Origin of the sequence: Pigmentiphaga humi (genome assembly GCF_900606115.1) — a bacterium.
GTDB classification, from domain to species: Bacteria; Pseudomonadota; Gammaproteobacteria; order Burkholderiales; family Burkholderiaceae_B; genus Pigmentiphaga; species Pigmentiphaga humi.
This window is the reverse complement of the sequence record NZ_UWPJ01000018.1, coordinates 201,340-217,533: the sequence shown is the minus strand read 5'-3', so window position 1 is coordinate 217,533 and position 16,194 is coordinate 201,340. Positions and strand designations below refer to the sequence as shown.

The 16,194-nt window shown below is 69.7% G+C and carries 14 protein-coding genes; 7 read left to right on the top strand and 7 right to left on the bottom strand.

The features are described from left to right. Positions 1–9 precede the first annotated feature (9 nt). The 5 genes from PIGHUM_RS12590 (at position 10) to PIGHUM_RS12570 (ending at position 5,875) form a co-directional block, all read left to right on the top strand. Positions 10–1,614 (top strand): ATP-dependent DNA ligase, encoded by a 1,605-nt coding sequence (locus PIGHUM_RS12590; protein ID WP_124079942.1) that lies wholly within the window; start codon positions 10–12, stop codon positions 1,612–1,614. Continuing rightward, on the top strand, positions 1,611–4,076 hold the full coding sequence (locus PIGHUM_RS12585) for a ligase-associated DNA damage response DEXH box helicase (RefSeq protein ID WP_124079941.1): 2,466 nt from the start codon (positions 1,611–1,613) through the stop codon (positions 4,074–4,076). The genes PIGHUM_RS12590 and PIGHUM_RS12585 overlap by 4 nt, the downstream gene beginning before the upstream one ends. Then, the gene (gene pdeM, locus PIGHUM_RS12580) at positions 4,060–4,746 is read left to right on the top strand and encodes a ligase-associated DNA damage response endonuclease PdeM (RefSeq protein WP_124079940.1); all 687 of its coding nucleotides are present in this window, start codon (positions 4,060–4,062) and stop codon (positions 4,744–4,746) included. Before PIGHUM_RS12585 ends, pdeM begins: the two co-directional genes overlap by 17 nt. A 77-nt stretch (positions 4,747–4,823) precedes the next feature. Continuing rightward, the gene (locus PIGHUM_RS12575) at positions 4,824–5,081 is read left to right on the top strand and encodes a DUF2789 domain-containing protein (protein ID WP_124079939.1); all 258 of its coding nucleotides are present in this window, start codon (positions 4,824–4,826) and stop codon (positions 5,079–5,081) included. 62 nt (positions 5,082–5,143) lie between these two features. Further along, positions 5,144–5,875 carry a hypothetical protein gene (locus tag PIGHUM_RS12570; protein WP_124079938.1) on the top strand — a complete coding sequence of 244 codons (732 nt, stop codon included), beginning with the start codon at positions 5,144–5,146 and terminating at the stop codon, positions 5,873–5,875. A gap of 26 nt (positions 5,876–5,901) precedes the next feature. Here the strand turns inward: PIGHUM_RS12570 and PIGHUM_RS12565 are convergent, their stop codons facing one another. After that, positions 5,902–7,341 carry an MFS transporter gene (locus PIGHUM_RS12565; protein ID WP_124079937.1) on the bottom strand — a complete coding sequence of 480 codons (1,440 nt, stop codon included), beginning with the start codon at positions 7,339–7,341 and terminating at the stop codon, positions 5,902–5,904. A 185-nt stretch (positions 7,342–7,526) separates the two neighbouring features. Next, positions 7,527–8,465 carry an MBL fold metallo-hydrolase gene (locus PIGHUM_RS12560; RefSeq protein WP_425466719.1) on the bottom strand — a complete coding sequence of 313 codons (939 nt, stop codon included), beginning with the start codon at positions 8,463–8,465 and terminating at the stop codon, positions 7,527–7,529. A gap of 224 nt (positions 8,466–8,689) precedes the next feature. Between PIGHUM_RS12560 and PIGHUM_RS12555 the strand changes: the two genes are divergently transcribed. Then, complete coding sequence (locus PIGHUM_RS12555; protein ID WP_124079936.1) at positions 8,690–11,014, top strand: mechanosensitive ion channel domain-containing protein; 2,325 nt, start codon at positions 8,690–8,692, stop codon at positions 11,012–11,014. 32 nt (positions 11,015–11,046) lie between these two features. Here PIGHUM_RS12555 and PIGHUM_RS12550 read toward each other — a convergent pair whose 3' ends face one another. After that, positions 11,047–11,958 carry a LysR family transcriptional regulator gene (locus tag PIGHUM_RS12550; RefSeq protein ID WP_124079935.1) on the bottom strand — a complete coding sequence of 304 codons (912 nt, stop codon included), beginning with the start codon at positions 11,956–11,958 and terminating at the stop codon, positions 11,047–11,049. Positions 11,959–12,054: 96 nt separating this feature from the next. Here PIGHUM_RS12550 and PIGHUM_RS12545 point away from each other — a divergent pair, with 96 nt between their 5' ends. Then, on the top strand, positions 12,055–12,822 hold the full coding sequence (locus tag PIGHUM_RS12545) for an SDR family NAD(P)-dependent oxidoreductase (RefSeq protein WP_124079934.1): 768 nt from the start codon (positions 12,055–12,057) through the stop codon (positions 12,820–12,822). Positions 12,823–12,833: 11 nt separating this feature from the next. On the opposite strand, the gene PIGHUM_RS12540 is transcribed toward PIGHUM_RS12545, so the two are convergent. The 4 genes from PIGHUM_RS12540 to PIGHUM_RS12525 form a co-directional block, all read right to left on the bottom strand. Further along, a complete protein-coding gene (locus PIGHUM_RS12540; protein ID WP_160142250.1) occupies positions 12,834–13,844 on the bottom strand; it encodes a Bug family tripartite tricarboxylate transporter substrate binding protein in 1,011 nt (336 codons plus the stop codon). A 101-nt stretch (positions 13,845–13,945) separates the two neighbouring features. After that, positions 13,946–14,926, bottom strand: coding sequence for a uroporphyrinogen decarboxylase/cobalamine-independent methonine synthase family protein (locus PIGHUM_RS12535; protein WP_124079932.1), 981 nt, complete (start codon positions 14,924–14,926; stop codon positions 13,946–13,948). Position 14,927: 1 nt separating this feature from the next. Next, positions 14,928–15,374 carry a GlcG/HbpS family heme-binding protein gene (locus PIGHUM_RS12530; RefSeq protein ID WP_124079931.1) on the bottom strand — a complete coding sequence of 149 codons (447 nt, stop codon included), beginning with the start codon at positions 15,372–15,374 and terminating at the stop codon, positions 14,928–14,930. A 42-nt stretch (positions 15,375–15,416) separates the two neighbouring features. Then, a complete protein-coding gene (locus PIGHUM_RS12525; RefSeq protein WP_124079930.1) occupies positions 15,417–16,187 on the bottom strand; it encodes an alpha/beta fold hydrolase in 771 nt (256 codons plus the stop codon). Between the last annotated feature and the right edge of the window lie 7 nt (positions 16,188–16,194).

The following is a 16,194-nucleotide window of genomic DNA, read 5'->3' as shown; positions in this document are numbered from 1 at the left end:
GGCAAAGCCATGAAGCGATTCGCCGCGCTCTACCAGGAACTGGATCGCTCCACCGCGACCTTGGACAAGCGCGCCGCGCTGGCGGCGTATTTCCGCGAGGCGCCGCCGCGCGATGCCGCCTGGGCGCTGTATCTCCTGGCGGGCGGCAAGATCAGCACCGCCCGGCGCAAGATCGCCGGCGTGGGCGAGTTGCGGGCCTGGGTCGCCGAGGCTTCCGATACCGCGCCATGGCTGGTCGATGCCAGCTATGCCCAGGTCGGCGACTTGGCCGAGACGCTGGCGCTGCTGGTGCCCGACCCGGCACGGCCCGCGCCCGAGCGCGGGCTGGCGGAGTGGATCGAGGAAGTCATGCTGCCGGTCGCCAACGGCGGCGAGGCCGAGCGGCGCAGCGTGGTCGTCACGGCCTGGCTGGGTTTGCCGTTCGACGAGCGGCTGGTGTTCAACAAGCTGTTGACCGGCGCGCTGCGCGTCGGGGTGTCGCAGCGCATGGTGCAGCAGGCGCTGGCGGAGCTCTCGGGCGTGCCGATCGCGCGCATCGCGCAGCGCATGCTGGGCGCATGGACGCCCAGCCCGGCGTTCCTGCGCGATCTGTTGAGCGCGGAAGACCTGCCCGGCGACCGGCAGCAGCCTTATCCGTTTTTTCTGGCCTCGCCGCTGGAGGGCGAGCCCGCCGGACTGGGGCCGATCGAGGACTGGCTGCTGGAGTGGAAGTGGGACGGCATACGCGCCCAGTTGATCCGGCGCCATGGCGAGGTGGCGCTGTGGTCGCGCGGCGAGGAGCGCCTGGACGGGCGCTTTCCGGAGATCGAGGCCGTGGCGGCGGCGCTGGATGCCGACTGCGTGCTCGATGGGGAGCTGCTGGCCTGGCGGGAAGGGGAGGCCATGCCGATGCCGTTCTCGGCCCTGCAGACGCGCATCCAGCGCCTCAAGCCCGGCACCCGATGGCTGGCCGATGCGCCGGTGCGCATGCTGGCCTACGATTTGCTCGAACTCCATGGCGCCGATCTGAGGGAACTGCCGCAGACCGAACGCCGCCGCGAACTCGAAGCGCTGCTGCTGCGGCATCCCGATCATCGGCTGGCGCTGTCGCCGCTCGTCGCGGCGCCGGATTGGGAAGAGGCGGCGGCGCTGCGCGCAAGCTCCCGCGAGCGGGGCGTGGAAGGCTTCATGCTCAAGCGTGCCGGCGCTGCCTACCAGGGCGGACGGCGGCGCGGCGACTGGTGGAAATGGAAGATCGCCCCGCTGACCATCGACGCGGTGCTGTTGTACGCCCAGCCGGGCCATGGGCGGCGCAGTACGCTCTATACCGACTACACCTTCGGTCTATGGCAGGACGGCGAGCTGGTGCCGGTGGCCAAGGCCTATTCCGGCCTGGACGACAAGGAAATCCTGGCGTTGGACCGCTGGCTGCGCGCCCACACGCGCGAGCGCTTCGGACCTGTGCGCGCGGTCGATCCGGTCCAAGTGTTCGAACTGGGCTTCGAGGGGGTCAATCTTTCCAGGCGCCACAAGTCCGGCGTCGCCGTGCGTTTCCCGCGCATCCTGCGCTGGCGGCACGACAAGCCGGCCGCCGAGGCGGACCGCCTCGATGCGCTCAAGGCGCTGGCGCGATGAATCGCCCGTCGCCGGGTCGGGATGCGCCGCTGGCGGCCTGGTTCGCGTCGCGGGGCTGGAAGCCCGCGCCATTCCAGCGCGAGACCTGGCGGCGCTATCTGGCGGGCGAGTCCGGGCTGCTGCACACGCCCACGGGCAGCGGCAAGACGCTGGCTGCATTCGGCGGCCCCATGCTGGAAGCGCTGGCCGAATCCGGGCAGGCCGGCTGGGTCGCGGACGCCGGTCCGCGGGTGCTGTGGGTGACGCCGCTGCGCGCGCTGGCCGCCGATACGGTCCGCGCCCTGGACCAGGCCGCGCAAGGCCTGGAGCTGGCCTGGACCGTGGCCTTGCGCACCGGCGATGCCAGCGCGCGGGACAGGCGGCTGGCCCGCCAGGGCAAGGCCGACGTGCTGGTGATCACGCCCGAGTCGCTGGCGCTGCTGCTGTCGTATGCGGATACCGCGCCGCGCTTTCGCACCTTGCGCTGCATCGTGGTCGACGAGTGGCACGAGCTGCTGGGCAACAAGCGCGGCGTGCTGCTGCAGCTCGGCCTGGCGCGGCTGCGAAGCCTCGCGCCGCAGGTGCGTATCTGGGGCCTGTCGGCCACGCTCGGCAATCTGGAGCAAGCCCGCGAGGTGTTGTTGCCGCATGCGCCGCAGGGCGCCCTGGTGGCGGGCGCGCGCCCCAGGCGGATGACGCTGTCTACGCTGATGCCGGAAGGCAAGGGCGCGGCGCTGCCCTGGGCCGGGCATCTGGGCCTCTCCCAATTGGCGCGGGTGTTCAAGCGCCTGTTCGAAGTACGCGCCAGCCTGCTGTTCACCAACACGCGCGCCCAGGCCGAACTCTGGCATCGCGCGCTGGCATCGATCTGGCCGGAAGATCCGGCCACGCTGGCGCTGCATCACGGCTCGCTGGATCCGGCGCTGCGGACCGCCGCCGAACAAGGCCTGCGCGCCGGAACGATACGCTGCGTAGTGGCGACCTCCAGCCTGGATCTCGGGGTGGATTTCCCGGAAGTCGACCAAGTCTTGCAGGTCGGCAGCCCCAAGGGCGTGGCGCGGCTGCTGCAGCGCGCCGGCCGCGCCCGCCACCGCCCGGGCGAATCCGGTCACGTCACTTGCGTGCCGACCCATGCGCTGGAGTTGATCGAATATGCCGCGGCCCGGCAGGCCATCGCGTATGGCCGGATCGAGTCCAGGCCGGCTCCGCGCGACTGTGCGGACGTGCTCGCGCAGCATGCGGTCACGCTGGCGCTGGGCGGCGGGTTCGAGGCGGATGCGCTGTACCGGGAGGTGCTCGGCACGCATGCCTATGCGGGGCTCGATCCGGCAAGCTGGCGGGCGGTGCTGGATTTCATCGCGCAGGGCGGCCAGGCGCTGTCCAACTATCCCGAGTTTCGGCGTGTAGAACGCGATGCCGACGGCTGGTACCGGGTGCACGACCGCCGGATCGCGTTGCGCCATCGGCTTTCCATCGGCACCATCGCCGCCGATGGCGCGGTGTCGGTCAAGTATCTGCGAGGCGGAGGGCTGGGATCCGTAGAGGAAAGCTTTCTGGCGCGCCTGCGGCCGGGCGACCGTTTCCAGTTCGCCGGCCGCACGCTGCAATTGGCCCGGCTGGAAAACATGACGGCCTACGTGCGGCGGGCCAAGGGCGGCGACGGCCCGGTCGCCACCTGGCAGGGCGGTCGCATGGCCTTGTCCACGCAATTGGCGCGCGAAGTGGAGAGTCTGTGCGCCGACCCCGGCGATCATCCCGAAATGCGCATGGCCGAACCCTTGTTGCGCATCCAGCGGCGGGCCAGCGCGCTGCCCGGCCCGGGCCGCCTGGTGGCAGAGCGCATCGCGACGCGGCGCGGCATGCACTTGTTCGTATACCCGTTTGCGGGGCGGGCAGTGCATGAAGGCCTGGCGGCGACGATGGCGCTGCGGTGGGGGCGGCGGCAGGCCAATACGTTTTCGTATGCCGTCAACGACTATGGCCTCATGCTGACCCTGGCCGAACCGGCGCCGCTGGACGCGGCGCTGCTGCGCGAACTGCTCGGCGTCCGGAACCTGGCCGAAGACCTGCGGGAAGGCGTCAACCTGGGCGAACTGGCGCGTCGGCAGTTCCGCGAGATCGCCCGCGTCGCCGGGTTGCTGACGCCGTCGCTGCCGGGGCGGGCCGCGCGCGCGATGCGCCAGGTGCAGGCTTCCAGCGGCCTGCTGTACGACGTGCTGCGCCGCTACGACCCGGACCACCTGCTGCTGGCGCAGGCCGAGCGGGAAGCCCTGGCGTTCCAGCTGGAGGCGCCGAGACTGGCCGCCGCGCTGCGCGATTGCGAGGGCAGGGAACTCGCGCTGCGCGAGCCTGCCGCGCTGACGCCGCTGTCATTTCCCCTGTGGTCGGAGAGCCTGCGCGGGCAGCTCAGCACGGAGACCTGGCAGGCGCGCATCCAGCGCGCCGCCGCGCAACTGGAGAAGCGCTATGCCCGGATCGTCTGAGAGCGCGCTGGCGCTGGAGCTGGCCGGCGAACCCGTCGTGCTGCTGGGCGAGCGCGCCATGTTCTGGCCCGCGCGCAAGCGCTTGATCATCGCCGATCTGCATCTGGGCAAGAGCCATGTCTTTCGCCGGGCGGGCATCGCCGTGCCGAGCGGCGGCACGCAGGACGATCTGCAGCGCCTGGCGGAGCTGGCGGCGCGCATGGCCGCGCGCGAAGTCTGGATCCTGGGCGACGTGCTGCATGGCCCGGCGGCGCAGGCGGGCTGGCGCGACGCCTGGCTGCGATGGCGCCAGGCGCATGCCGGGCTCGAGGTGGCGGTGCTGGCGGGCAACCACGACCGCGCCCTGGCGCCCGCCGCGCTCGGCATGCGCGGACTGGGAGAGGCCTGCTGCGACGGTCCCCTCCTGTTTCGCCACCTGCCCGAGCCCGATGCACATGGCCGCCATGTGGTCGCCGGCCACGTGCATCCGCGCACGCGCCTGCCCGGGGTGCCGCGCAGTTGGCCGGCGTTCTGGCTGAGGGAGGGAATGACGGTCCTGCCGGCGTTTTCGGATTTCACCGGCGGCCACGTAGTGGAGGCCGAGCCCGGCCACGGCCTGGTCGCATGCGTGCAAGGCTCGGCGCTGCCCATCGGGGTGTTCGCGGGGCTGCCGCGCGCCCGGCCGCCGTGACCCGCGCCGCTGCCGGACGTGCCGGCAAACCGCCCGTTTGATACTCTTGATCATTATCTACTGCCAGAGGAGCCGCCATGAACAACGCCGTCGTCCGCATGACCAACCTGTTCCTGCAACTGGGCCTGGATGCCAGCGAACAGGCCATCGCCGATTTCATCAAATCCCATCAGCTGCCGGCCGACGTGCAGATCGCCGAGGCGCCGTACTGGAACGCCGGGCAGCGCCAGTTCCTGGCCGAGCAGTTGCAGGCCGATGCGCCGTGGGCCATCGTGGTGGATCAGTTGAACGAGTCGCTGCACGAGGATGCCGTCAAGCGCCAGACGGGGCTGTAGCCGCCGCTGCCCGCCGGCCGCCAATGCGCTATCCTCGCCCCAGTGCAAAGAATGGATGGCGCATGGTCCCTATCAGGATGGCAGGCGCGGCCGCGGTGGCATGCGCCATCCTGGCCGGCTGCGCCCAGTACAGGGCGTTGCCTCGCCCGGGCTACGAGGCTGGCGGCACCGAGGAGATGTCCTCGGACCAGGTCGTGCAGACGGATTTCAACCGGACGCTGACCATCTCCATGCGCGACAACCTGGCCGGCCTGATGTCGCTGATGACCAAGCTGTACAAGCGCAATCCGCGCGAATGGCGCAAGGCCGGCCAGCCGGACCTGGAAGCCGCCGCCGAGGCGGTGCGCCGCTCCATCGACGCGCGCACGCCGCCGGCCGGGCTGGCGGGGCTGCGCGACGTCGAAGTCCTGGCCGTATCGCTCGACCCTTCCTACCAGGGCGACCGGGTCGCGGCCTTCATCTACGGCCTGGCCGATACCATCATCGCGGCACATGACGGCAAGACGCGATTCTTCGCGTTCGACCTGCTCGACGGCCAGCGCGTCTACAACGCCGCGCGCAATGTCGAGGCCGCCGCCTGGCTGCTCAACACCCGCAAGGATGCGCGCGGCACGCTGCTGCTGCTGGCCAACGAGTGGACGCCGGAGCAGGCGAACCTGAGCTTCGAGCGCGAGTTCGGCGCGCTGATCGGCCGGCTGGACCTGGTGGCGAACCTGCTGGGCGAGAATACGCGCCGCATCGGCATCAACTACGCGCAGAACCTGCTGCTGTTTTCTTTCCTGCCGGTGCGCTGAGGTGAGCCCCGGCCCGGGCCTCGCCTTCAGGCCGCGCGTGAAACGAAATGGTCGCCCGCCTGGGCGGGCAGGCGCAGCGCGTCGATGATGCCGAGCACGCAGACCGCCGCGGCGATCAGGAAGGCGATGCGGTATCCCATGCCGGCGCCGGTCAATTCGAACCGCTCGGCGATGAGGTGGCCCACACGGATGCCGAGCGCGGCCAGCGTGATGCCGGCCGCCATGCTGAGCTGCGAAATGGTAGTGAACAATCCGTTCGCGTCCGACATCTGCGGTTTGGGCACGTCGGCGTAGGCCAGCGTGCTCAGCGCGGTGAATTGCATGGAACGGGCCGCGCCGCCCACGAACAGCAGCGCCAGCGTGACGGCCAGCGGCGTGCCGGGCGTCAGCAGCGCGCAGGCAGCGATGCTGAGGGCGCACAGCAGGCCGTTCCAGACCAGGACCGGACGGTAGCCGGCATGCCGCAGGACGGGCGTGGTGACCGCTTTCATCGCCAGGTTGCCGGCGAACACCGCCAGCACCAGCAGGCCCGACCGGAAGGCGTCGTAGCCGAATCCGACCTGGAACATCAAGGGCAGCAGGAAGGGGGCGCTGCCTATGGCCATGCGCGACAGGGAGCCACCACGCAGCGAGGCGCGAAAGGTCGGAATGCGCCAGGAGCGCAGATCGATGAGCGGCTCCGGCGCCCGCGCGAGGTGGCGGATGGACAACGCCAGCAGCGCGATGCCCGCCGCCAGCAGGGCCAGGCTCGGCGCATCGAGGCGGTCGACCAGTTGCTCCAGGGCAAACAGCAACGAGAAGGTTGCCGTTCCGCACAGGAGGAAGCCGCGCAGGTCGAAACGGCGGCGCGCCGGTTCGGCGACCCCGGGAATGATCATCCAGGCCGCGGCCAGGCCAATGACGCCGAGCGGTACGTTAAGGTAGAAAATCCATCGCCAGCCGAAGTGCTCGGTGATGAAACCGCCCAGCGGCGGGCCCAGCACGGGCGCGACCAGCGCCGGCCAGACCAGCGCCGACATGGCGGCCATGAGCCTGGCCTTGGGGGTGTACTTCATCACCACCAGCCGGCCGACCGGCACCATCATCGCCCCGGCGATGCCCTGCAGGATGCGCAGGACGAAGAACGTGGGCAGGTCGTCGGCCATGCCGCACAGCGCGGACGCAAGCGTGAACAGCGCGATCGCGGCAACGAAGACGCGGCGCGCGCCGTAGCGGTCGGCGACCCAGCCGCTCACGGGAATGAACACGCCGAGAGCAAGCAGGTAGCCGCTGACGCCTATGTTCAGCGCGATGGCCGAGGTGCCGAAGCTCTGCGCCATGGCGGGCAGGGCGGTGGTGATGATGGTGCCGTCCAGGATTTCCATGAACAGCGCGCCGGTGACCAGCAGCATGACCAGCGCGAGGCGGCGCGGGGATAGCGCCGGCAGTTGTCGGCCGGCGCCGGTATCGGTAGAGGGAACAGCCATTTATATGTCGTAAGATATGTTTTAAGATAGTCAAAACAATATCTCGCTTCATGTCTGGAGGCAATAGAAAACCTTCGGGAGCCGGTCGCGAAGACGGGTTCCCGTGGTTTTTCCGACAGATCGGAACGGCGAAAAGGATTCGGCGCCGGCGGGCGGCAGCGACAGCCTGCCGGGCAGGGTGCCGGTTACAGCGCGTCCACCGGGATCTTCAGGTAGCGCACGCCGTTGTCCTCGGGCTCGGGCAGGTGGCCGGCGCGCATGTTGACCTGGACCGAGGGCAGGATCAGCCGCGGCATGGAGAGCGTGGCGTCGCGGGCCTCGCGCATGGCGACGAAATCGTCTTCCGATACGCCTTCGTGCACGTGGATGTTGCCGCGGCGCTGCTCGCCTATGGTGGTTTCCCAGACATAGCGGTCGCGCCCGGGGGCCTGGTAGTCGTGGCACAGGAAGACCCGGGCGGCCTCGGGCAGCGCGAGCAGCCGGCGGATCGAGCGGTAGAGCGTGCGGGCATCGCCGCCGGGGAAATCGCAGCGCGCAGTGCCGTAGTCGGGCATGAACAGGGTATCGCCCGGGAAGACTGCGTCGCCGATCACGTAGGCCATGCAGGCCGGGGTGTGGCCGGGCACGTGCAGGGCAATGGCTTCCAGCTCGCCGATGCCGAAGCGTTCGCCGTCGGCGAACAGATGGTCGAACTGGCTGCCGTCGCGGGCGAAGCGGCTGCCGGCATTGAAGATCTTGCCGAAGGTTTCCTGCACCCGCGTGATGTCGCGGCCGATGGCCAATTGCCCGCCCAGGTGTTCCTGCAGCACCGGCGCTGCCGACAGGTGGTCGGCATGGGCATGGGTTTCGAGCAGCCACTGGACGTCCCAGCCTTGCGCGCGCACGAAACCTTCCAGGGTGTCGGCGCAGGCGCGGCTCGTGCGGCCGCTGGCCATGTCGAAGTCGAGCACGCTGTCAATGATGGCGCAGTGGCCGCTGGCCGGGTCGCGCACGACGTGGCTGGCGGTGAAGGTGGCTTCATCGAAGAACGAGACGATCTCTGGACGCGGGGCGAGCCCCGCGCGGGCGCGGTTGACGATGTCGGACGCTGCGTGCAGCGCCTGGTCGCGGGTCATGTCGGACACGGTCGTGCTCCGTGGGCAGGCAAGGTAACGCGCCATGTTTCCATTGTTTGGGCAAGTGTTCAAGTGCCGGTTTGCCGCAGCCGCGCGGGTCCGGGTGCGGCGCCGCCGCCTGGGAGGCGATTTGTCATGGCCGGCTGCGTGTTTTACCCTCGGTGGGACTTTTTCCATCGTTCGACCAAGGAGGCCCGCGAGTGGCGCAGCACCCAGCGACAGCACCGATATGCATGTTCTTTCATTCGATCCGCGCTGCCCGACCCTGGCACCGCGGGCCGTCGAGGCCCTGGCTGGCAGCCCTGCTGCTGGCGGTGTCGCTGGCTCTGGGGCTTTTCGCGGGCGCCGCCCGCGCCGCGCCCGCCGAGGCCGCGCCGGCCGACCATCCGGCGCTGACGCCCGCCGCGCTGGCGGAACTGCTGGACGATCCCAAGGCCCGCGAGGCCCTGATCGAGCAGTTGCGGGCCCGCGCGCCGGCTGCGCAGGCGGCGGCGCGGCCGGCGCCCCGGCGCGCCGGCGAGGATTCCGCGCCCCTGCGCACGCGCCTGGCCGACGGCGTGGAGCGTTTCCTGGCCGGGCTGGCCACCGACGTCGAAGAGGGCGTCGACGACATGAAGGCCATTGCGAGCGGCCAATTGCCGCGCATGCCCGCCGGCCAGGCCGCCGGCGTCCTGCTCGGCCTGGCCGCCGTGGCGGCCGCGGCAATCGCCGCTTTCGTGCTGATGCGGCTGGTCGCGCTGTGGATCTACGGGCGCATCGACCGCTGGGTCGCCAGCCTGGGCCGCGCGGCCACCGCCACGCCCGAGGGAGTGCCGGTGGGGGTGAAAGTGTTGTGCCGGCGTGCCGTGGCCATTGTCGGAGCGGTGATCATCGACGCCGTCGTCGTGTTGCTGGCGGCCGCGGCCGGATATGCCGTGGCGGCCTACCTCGGCCCCGGCCGGGGCGCGCTGCCGGTGCTTGCCGCGGTCTTCCTCAAGGCCTTCGTGGCCGTCGAGATGACCAAGGTCCTGATCCGCACCGTGTTCGCCACGCGCCACCCGCACCTGCGGCTGCTGCCCGTCTCGGACGAGACGGCTGGCTACTGGAATGGACGCATCGTGTTCATCACTGCAGTGGCCGGCTACGGCACCATGCTGGTGGACCCGCTGGCGTCGACCCTGCTGTCGCCCGCGCTGGGCCGCATGGTGGGCCTGCTGATCATGCTGGGCATCTATGTGTACGCGGTGCGCGTGATCTGGCGCAACCGCCGAAACGTGCGCGAACGGATGGAGGAGCATGCCCGCAGCGATACCGCGCTGCTGCGCCGCCCGGGCCTGCTGGCGCGCACCTGGCACATCCTGGGCATCGCCTATTTCACCGTGCTGCTGGTGGTCAGCCAGGTCGATCCGGCCAATGCCCTGCCATTCATGGTCAAGGCCACGCTGCAGACCGTCCTGGTCGCGGGCGTGGCGGCCTTGCTGGTACTGGTGCTCAACTCCCTGCTGGCCCGGCCGATACGCCTGTCCGACGACACGCGCCGGCGCTTGCCCATGCTGGAGGCGCGGCTGAACTCCTACGTGCCGGCGGCGCTCAAGCTGCTGGGCCTGGCCATCCGCGTCATGGCGCTGCTGGTGATCCTGGACGGCTGGCACGCATTCGACCTGGCGCGCTGGATCACTTCGGATGCGGGATCGCGCGCCATCGGCACCGCCGTCAACGTGGCGATCGTGCTGCTGATCGCCACCCTGGCGTGGACCGTCGTGGCCAGCATCATCGAGCACCGCCTGAGCCTCAAGGAAGGCGGGCCGATGCCCAGCGCGCGCGAGAAGACGCTGCTTTCGCTGTTCCGCAACGCGGCCCTGATCGTCATCGTGGCGATGACCACGATGGTGGTCCTGTCGCAGATCGGCATAGACGTCGCGCCCTTGATCGCGGGCGCCGGCGTGGTCGGCCTGGCGGTCGGCTTCGGCGCGCAGAAGCTGGTGCAGGACATCATCACCGGCGTATTCATCCAGCTCGAGAACGGCATGAACGAGAACGACGTCGTGCAGGTGGCGGGCGTGTTCGGCACGGTCGAGAAAATGACCATCCGGTCGGTGGGCATACGCACGCTCGACGGCGGCTACCACCTGGTCCCGTTCTCATCGGTGGAGGTGGTCTCCAACCATATGCGCGACTTCTCGTACCACCTGGGCGAATACACCATCTCGCACCGCGAGAGCGTGGACGATGCCATGGCGCACCTGCGCGGCGCGTTTGCCGAATTGATGACCGACGAGATCCTCGCTCCGGAAATCCTCGAGGAAATCTCCATCCCCGGCGTGACCGCCGTCAACGAGAAGGGCGTGACCATACGCGTGTTGATCAAGACCCGGCCGGGCATGCAGTGGGCCGTGCAGCGCGGCTACAACCGGCTGGTGAAGAAGCATTTCTCCGAAGCGGGCATCGAAGTGCCGTATCCGCAAATGGTGGTGCACTTCGGCGAGGACAGGCAAGGGCAGGCGCCGGCTGCGCGCGTTGCCTTGCAAGGGGGCGAAGAGGGCGCCGCGGAACGGCCGGGCGTCGATTCCCGGGCTTGAGCCTTGCGCCGGCGTTGTGGCCGGCGTGCCGCTCATCCCGCTTCCAGCTCCGGCGCCAGCAGTTCGGCCGCCCAATCCATGAAGGCCTGCACCCGGCGCGGCACCTGCCGGCGATGCGGATACAGCAGCGTCACCGGCAGGGAAGGCGGCCGCCATTGCGGCAGCAATTCCGCCAACTGGCCGCTGGCGACGAGCTGCGCCCTGGGGCCCTGGACGGGCGCCTGGATGATGCCCAGGCCGGCCAGGCAGGCCGCTTCGTAGGCCAGGCTGGTATTGACCGTGACCATGCCCGCCATGGGCTGGGTGCGCAGCTGGCCGTCTTCGACATACTCGAAGCCGGCCGGCCCGCCGCCGAGGTCGGCCGAATAGCGGACCAGGCGGTGCCCGCCCAGATCCGCCAGCGTCCGGGGCGTGCCGAAGGCCGCCAGGTAGGCGGGGGAGGCCAGGTTGATCTGCCGCATGCGGCCGAGAGAGCGGGCGATCAGCCCCGAGTCCTGCAGCATGCCGATCCGGATGACGCAGTCGAATCCTTCGCGGACCAGGTCCACACGGCGGTCGGTGCTGCTCAGCTCCACCTCGATGTGCGGATGGACGGCCAGAAACTCCGGCAGGCGCGGGAGCAGCACGCGCGCCGCGAGCAGCAGCGGCATGTCCACGCGCACCCGGCCGCGCAGGGCGGCGGGCTGGCGCTGGAACAGCGCCTGGACGTCGTCGGCATCGGCCACCAGCGCCTGGGCCCGCTCTGCGAACAGACGCCCGTCGTCGGTTACCTGGACGGTGCGGGTGGTGCGCTGGAGCAGGCGGGTGCCGAGTTCGGTCTCCAGCCGCTGCACCGCTGCCGAGACGCGCGCACGGGTCAGGCCCAGCCGCTCCGCGGCGCGGGTAAAGCTGGCGGTTTCGGCGACGTGCAGGTAGATGCGGAGGGCGTCCAGGTCCATTGTCAACTGAATTCGGACAGTGAAGTCCTATCTTGGTGGTTTTTCTCGGTATTGTGCTTTATTAAAGTGCTTCCGTCTCCACACCATCTGCAAGGAAGCCAAATGAATGCCTCGACTCCCCGTATCGCCCTCATCACCGGCGGCAGCCGCGGCCTGGGCCGCAATGCGGCGCTGCACCTGGCGCGCGACGGCGCCGACCTGGTGCTGACCTATCGCAGCCGCGCCGACGAGGCGCAGGCCGTGGTTAGCCAGATCGAAGCGCTGGGCCGCCGTGCCGTCGCACTACCCCTGGATGTTTCGCAGTCTGGCAGTTTCGGCGCCTTCGCGGCCACGTTGCGGCGTTCGCTGCAGGAAACCTGGCAGCGCGAACAGTTCGATGTCCTCGTCAACAATGCCGGCATCGGCATCCATGCCAGTTTCGCCGAAACCAGCGAAGCGCAGTTCGACGAGCTCGTGGCCATCCATCTCAAGGGTCCGTTTTTCCTCACCCAGGCGCTATTGCCGCTGATCGCCGACGGCGGCCGCATCTTGAACGTATCGTCCGGGCTGGCGCGCTTCGCGCTGCCGGGGTATGCCGCGTACGGCGCGATGAAGGGCGCCATCGAGGTGCTGACCCGCTACCAGGCCAGGGAGCTGGGGGCGCGCGGCATCGCCGTCAACGCCATCGCGCCCGGCGCGATCGAAACGGATTTCGGCGGCGGCGCGGTACGGGACAACCAGGCCCTCAACGAGTTTGTCGCATCGGTGACGGCGCAGGGCCGCGCCGGCCTGCCCGACGACATCGGCGGCGCCGTCGCGGCGCTGCTGCGGCCCGGCAACGGCTGGATGACGGGGCAGCGCATCGAGGTGTCGGGCGGCATGCTGCTGTAGGGCCGCAGGTCTCAATGCTCGACCTGGACGCCCGATTGCTTGACGATGGGCGCGAAGTGCGCGACGTCGGCGGCGATGCGTTCGGCGAACTCCCGGGGCGAGGTCGCATAGACCTCGAATCCCTGCAATTGGTTGTTCGCCTGGGCGGTCTTGAGTGCACTCACGAACGCCGCGTTCAATACGTGCACGATGGGGTCGGACAACCCGGCGGGGCCGACCAGGCCGAACCAGATGTCCATCTCGACGCCGGGAAACCCCGCTTCCCGCATGGTGGGCACGCCGGGGAACAATTCGGAACGATTGCGCGCCGCGATGGCGATGGCGCGCAGCCGTCCTTCCTTGACCCACTGGGCCTTGTCCAGGCTGGCGCCGTCGAAGCTGAAGGCGACCCGGGCCGCCATCACGTCCTGCAGGGCGGGCAGCGAGCCTTTGTACGGGACGTGGGTGGCGTCCACGCCGGTCTGGAGGCGGAACTGCTCGCCCAGCAGATGCCCGCCGCTGCCCGGGCCTTGCGAGGCATAGCTGTCCGGCTTGGCCTTGATCGCAGCGACCAGTTCCGCAACCGTCTTGACGGGCGACGAGCCCGGCACGAACAGTACGCTGGGGAAGGACCAGCCCAGGGTGATGGGCTTGAAGTCGCGCACCGGGTCATAGGGCTTGCGCGTGAACAGTTCGGGCGTGACGGCCAGCGTGCCGACGTTGACCACGCCTATGGTGTAGCCATCGGGCCGCGCTCCGCGCACGGCCTGCATGCCTATCACGCCGTGCGCCCCGGCGCGGTTTTCCACCACGACGGTCTGGCCCAGCGTCTTCGATGCCTCCGCCGCCACCGCCCGCGCGGCGATGTCCGACGAACTGCCCGGCGGAACCGGCAGGATCAGGGTAATGGGACGCTCCGGGTACGCCGCGTGCGCCACTCCCGCCAGCGCCAGCGCGACCGCTCCCAGCAGCGCTCCCGCCGCGGCACGCCGCCGTGAAGAGGATCCAGGCCTGTCGTTCAGGCGGTTCGGCAAATAGCTCATCAGTGTCTCCATGCATGACTCGTATCGGTTCATTGCGTTTCATCGCGCGCAAAGCGGGCAATCGGCGGCATCGCCGATCCGCTCCGCCGGGCGCGTCGGGGCTAGATTTCTATTCCCCAATACCGGTGGGCGCAGCCCTGCAGCAGGTCGAGCTTGCGGCGCTGCATCTCCTCGGTGGCCGATGCGAAGTCCTTGTCGGTGCCCAGCGCCAGCCGGTGCTGGCCGAGCACGGCGTCGGCCGCATCGAGCGTCTCGAGGACGGCCTCGGTGTCTTCCAGCGTATCGGCATTGGCCTCGATCAGGCCGAGGACCACGGTGAGCGGCATGGGCAGTTGCGCCAGCGGGGAAAAATCCCGCACCCGGCCGCCGAGGTCGAGCACGACGCGATCGATGGCCAGGCCGTCGAACAGCTTGCCGATCCGCGGCGCCGATGCCGTTCGCAGCAGCCAGGAGCCGCCGTCGCCCGTGCGGCCCAGGCGCAGCGCCAGGGTGGTGTCGCGGGGCTGGGCCTGCTCCGCGAAGACGGCGGCGTCGGCTTGCCGCAGCGCTTCGAAGACGGCATCGGCGCTTTGCCCGCCGTCCTGGAGCATGGCCTGGGCCTCGGGCTGCGCCAGCCAGTCGTAGGCGGCGCCGCTGTCGACCTGGACGTAAGGCGTCTTGTCGGCGATCAAGGCGGCGACCGTGTCACTCAGCCCGGAGACGGCCTGGTTGGCGACGCCGGCCAGGTCGCGGGGGGAGGCCGTGCCGGCCGAGAGCGACCGCCACGCGAGCAGCGACGGGGCGGGCAGGCAGATCTTGAACGGCCATGAATAGGGCTTGCGGGTGTGCTCGTAGAGAAACCGGACTTCGTCGGCCGGTATCCAGGCGCCGGGCGCGGCGGCGCGCAGTCCGCCCGAGGTGACCACGTCCACGCGCAGCTCGATCTGCATGGCGACCGCGGCGGCCGCAGCCTCGGCGGCCAATTCGTCGTAGAACGCCTGGCTCAGCGTGCCTGCGTCCAGTTGCTCGCGGGCCTGCTGCAGCCTCCGGGGAACGACCAGCTTGCCGACATGGTCGGCGCGGAATTTCATCGGGTTGGCCATGTCAGTCCTTCTTGATGGTGTTCCACTCGGCGAAGGCGGATTCGTAGCCGAGCGCATGCAGCGCGGCGTCGCAGATTTCCTGGTCTTCGTCGCCGGTGCCGCCGGAGACGCCCAGGCCGCCCAGCAACTGGCCGTTGCGCTTGATGGTCATTCCGCCCTCGGTGGCAACGATGGGGTGATGACCCATGGTCGACACCTGGGCAAAGAAGCCGGGCTGCGATTCGGCCCAGCCCTTGAGCATTTTCGACGGGCGTTGCATGACGGCCGAGGTGTAGGCCTTGGCGGTGGCGATGCTGGGCTGCAGCGGACGGGCGCCGTCCATGCGCTCGGTGGCGACGACGAAGCCGCCCGTATCCACCACCACGACCGTGATGGGCTTGTCGATCCTGACGGCAGCCGCCTGGGCCGCGTCGATGAGCGCCTTGGCATCCTGCAGGGAAATATTCATTTCGCTATCTCCGTATTCTCGGTATTCGGTAGCGGGAGCGCGTCAGGCGTACAGCCGGCGCAGGAGCCGTCCCACGGCGGCGTTGTACTGGGCGGGCATCTCCCAGTACATGGAGTGCGGCGCTGCCGGCACGACGTCGAGCAGCGAGCCGGGCAGCAGCTCGTGCGCCTTGCGGACGGTGTCGGTGCGGATGACCGCGTCCCGTTCGCCGGCCAGGAAGGCCACGCGCACGCCGCTGGCCGCCACCTGTTCGACGCTGGGACCGCCCACGCTGAGGTTGCGCAGATCCTGCATGGTGGCGTGGTTGAAGGTGCCCATCTGCTTGAACAGGAAGGTCATCTCGGGCCGTTGGGCCTGGAATTCCGGAGTCAGCAGGCGGTCGATGACGGGCAGCGTCTCGGCCACGGCGCGATCGGCCCGGACCAGCGGCGTGACGTCAGGATGATTCATGCCGCCCAGCGAGTGCGCCAGGATCACGCCTGCGACCCGGCCGGGATGGCGCACGGCGGCCTGCAGCGAGGCGACCGCGCCGATGGACTGGCCTACCAGCACCGCCCGCTCGACGCCGGCGTGGTCCAGCACGGCGAGCAGATCGTCCGGGAAGTCCTGGGCGTCGGGACCGCCCTCGACCGGGTCGGAGCGGCCGAAGCCGCGCAAGTCTATGGTCAGCACCCGGTAGTCGGACGCGAACACCGGCACCTGCTGCCACCACGCGGCATGATGGCCGCCCGAGCCGTGCACGAACATGACGGCGGGGCCTTCCCCATGGCTTTCGTAATAGATGCCGACCGGGCCCGAATTGGCGTAAGGCATGCGTGTT

Excerpts from the sequence above, each read along its gene's own strand:
- PIGHUM_RS12590 (WP_124079942.1), top strand. The coding sequence starts at position 10 with ATGAAGCGATTCGCCGCGCTCTACCAGGAACTGGATCGCTCCACCGCG.
- PIGHUM_RS12585 (WP_124079941.1), top strand. The coding sequence starts at position 1,611 with ATGAATCGCCCGTCGCCGGGTCGGGATGCGCCGCTGGCGGCCTGGTTC.
- pdeM (WP_124079940.1), top strand. The coding sequence starts at position 4,060 with ATGCCCGGATCGTCTGAGAGCGCGCTGGCGCTGGAGCTGGCCGGCGAA.
- PIGHUM_RS12575 (WP_124079939.1), top strand. The coding sequence starts at position 4,824 with ATGAACAACGCCGTCGTCCGCATGACCAACCTGTTCCTGCAACTGGGC.
- PIGHUM_RS12570 (WP_124079938.1), top strand. The coding sequence starts at position 5,144 with ATGGTCCCTATCAGGATGGCAGGCGCGGCCGCGGTGGCATGCGCCATC.
- PIGHUM_RS12565 (WP_124079937.1), bottom strand. The coding sequence starts at position 7,341 with ATGGCTGTTCCCTCTACCGATACCGGCGCCGGCCGACAACTGCCGGCG.
- PIGHUM_RS12555 (WP_124079936.1), top strand. The coding sequence starts at position 8,690 with ATGTTCTTTCATTCGATCCGCGCTGCCCGACCCTGGCACCGCGGGCCG.
- PIGHUM_RS12545 (WP_124079934.1), top strand. The coding sequence starts at position 12,055 with ATGAATGCCTCGACTCCCCGTATCGCCCTCATCACCGGCGGCAGCCGC.
- PIGHUM_RS12540 (WP_160142250.1), bottom strand. The coding sequence starts at position 13,844 with ATGAGCTATTTGCCGAACCGCCTGAACGACAGGCCTGGATCCTCTTCA.
- PIGHUM_RS12535 (WP_124079932.1), bottom strand. The coding sequence starts at position 14,926 with ATGGCCAACCCGATGAAATTCCGCGCCGACCATGTCGGCAAGCTGGTC.
- PIGHUM_RS12530 (WP_124079931.1), bottom strand. The coding sequence starts at position 15,374 with ATGAATATTTCCCTGCAGGATGCCAAGGCGCTCATCGACGCGGCCCAG.
- PIGHUM_RS12525 (WP_124079930.1), bottom strand. The coding sequence starts at position 16,187 with ATGCCTTACGCCAATTCGGGCCCGGTCGGCATCTATTACGAAAGCCAT.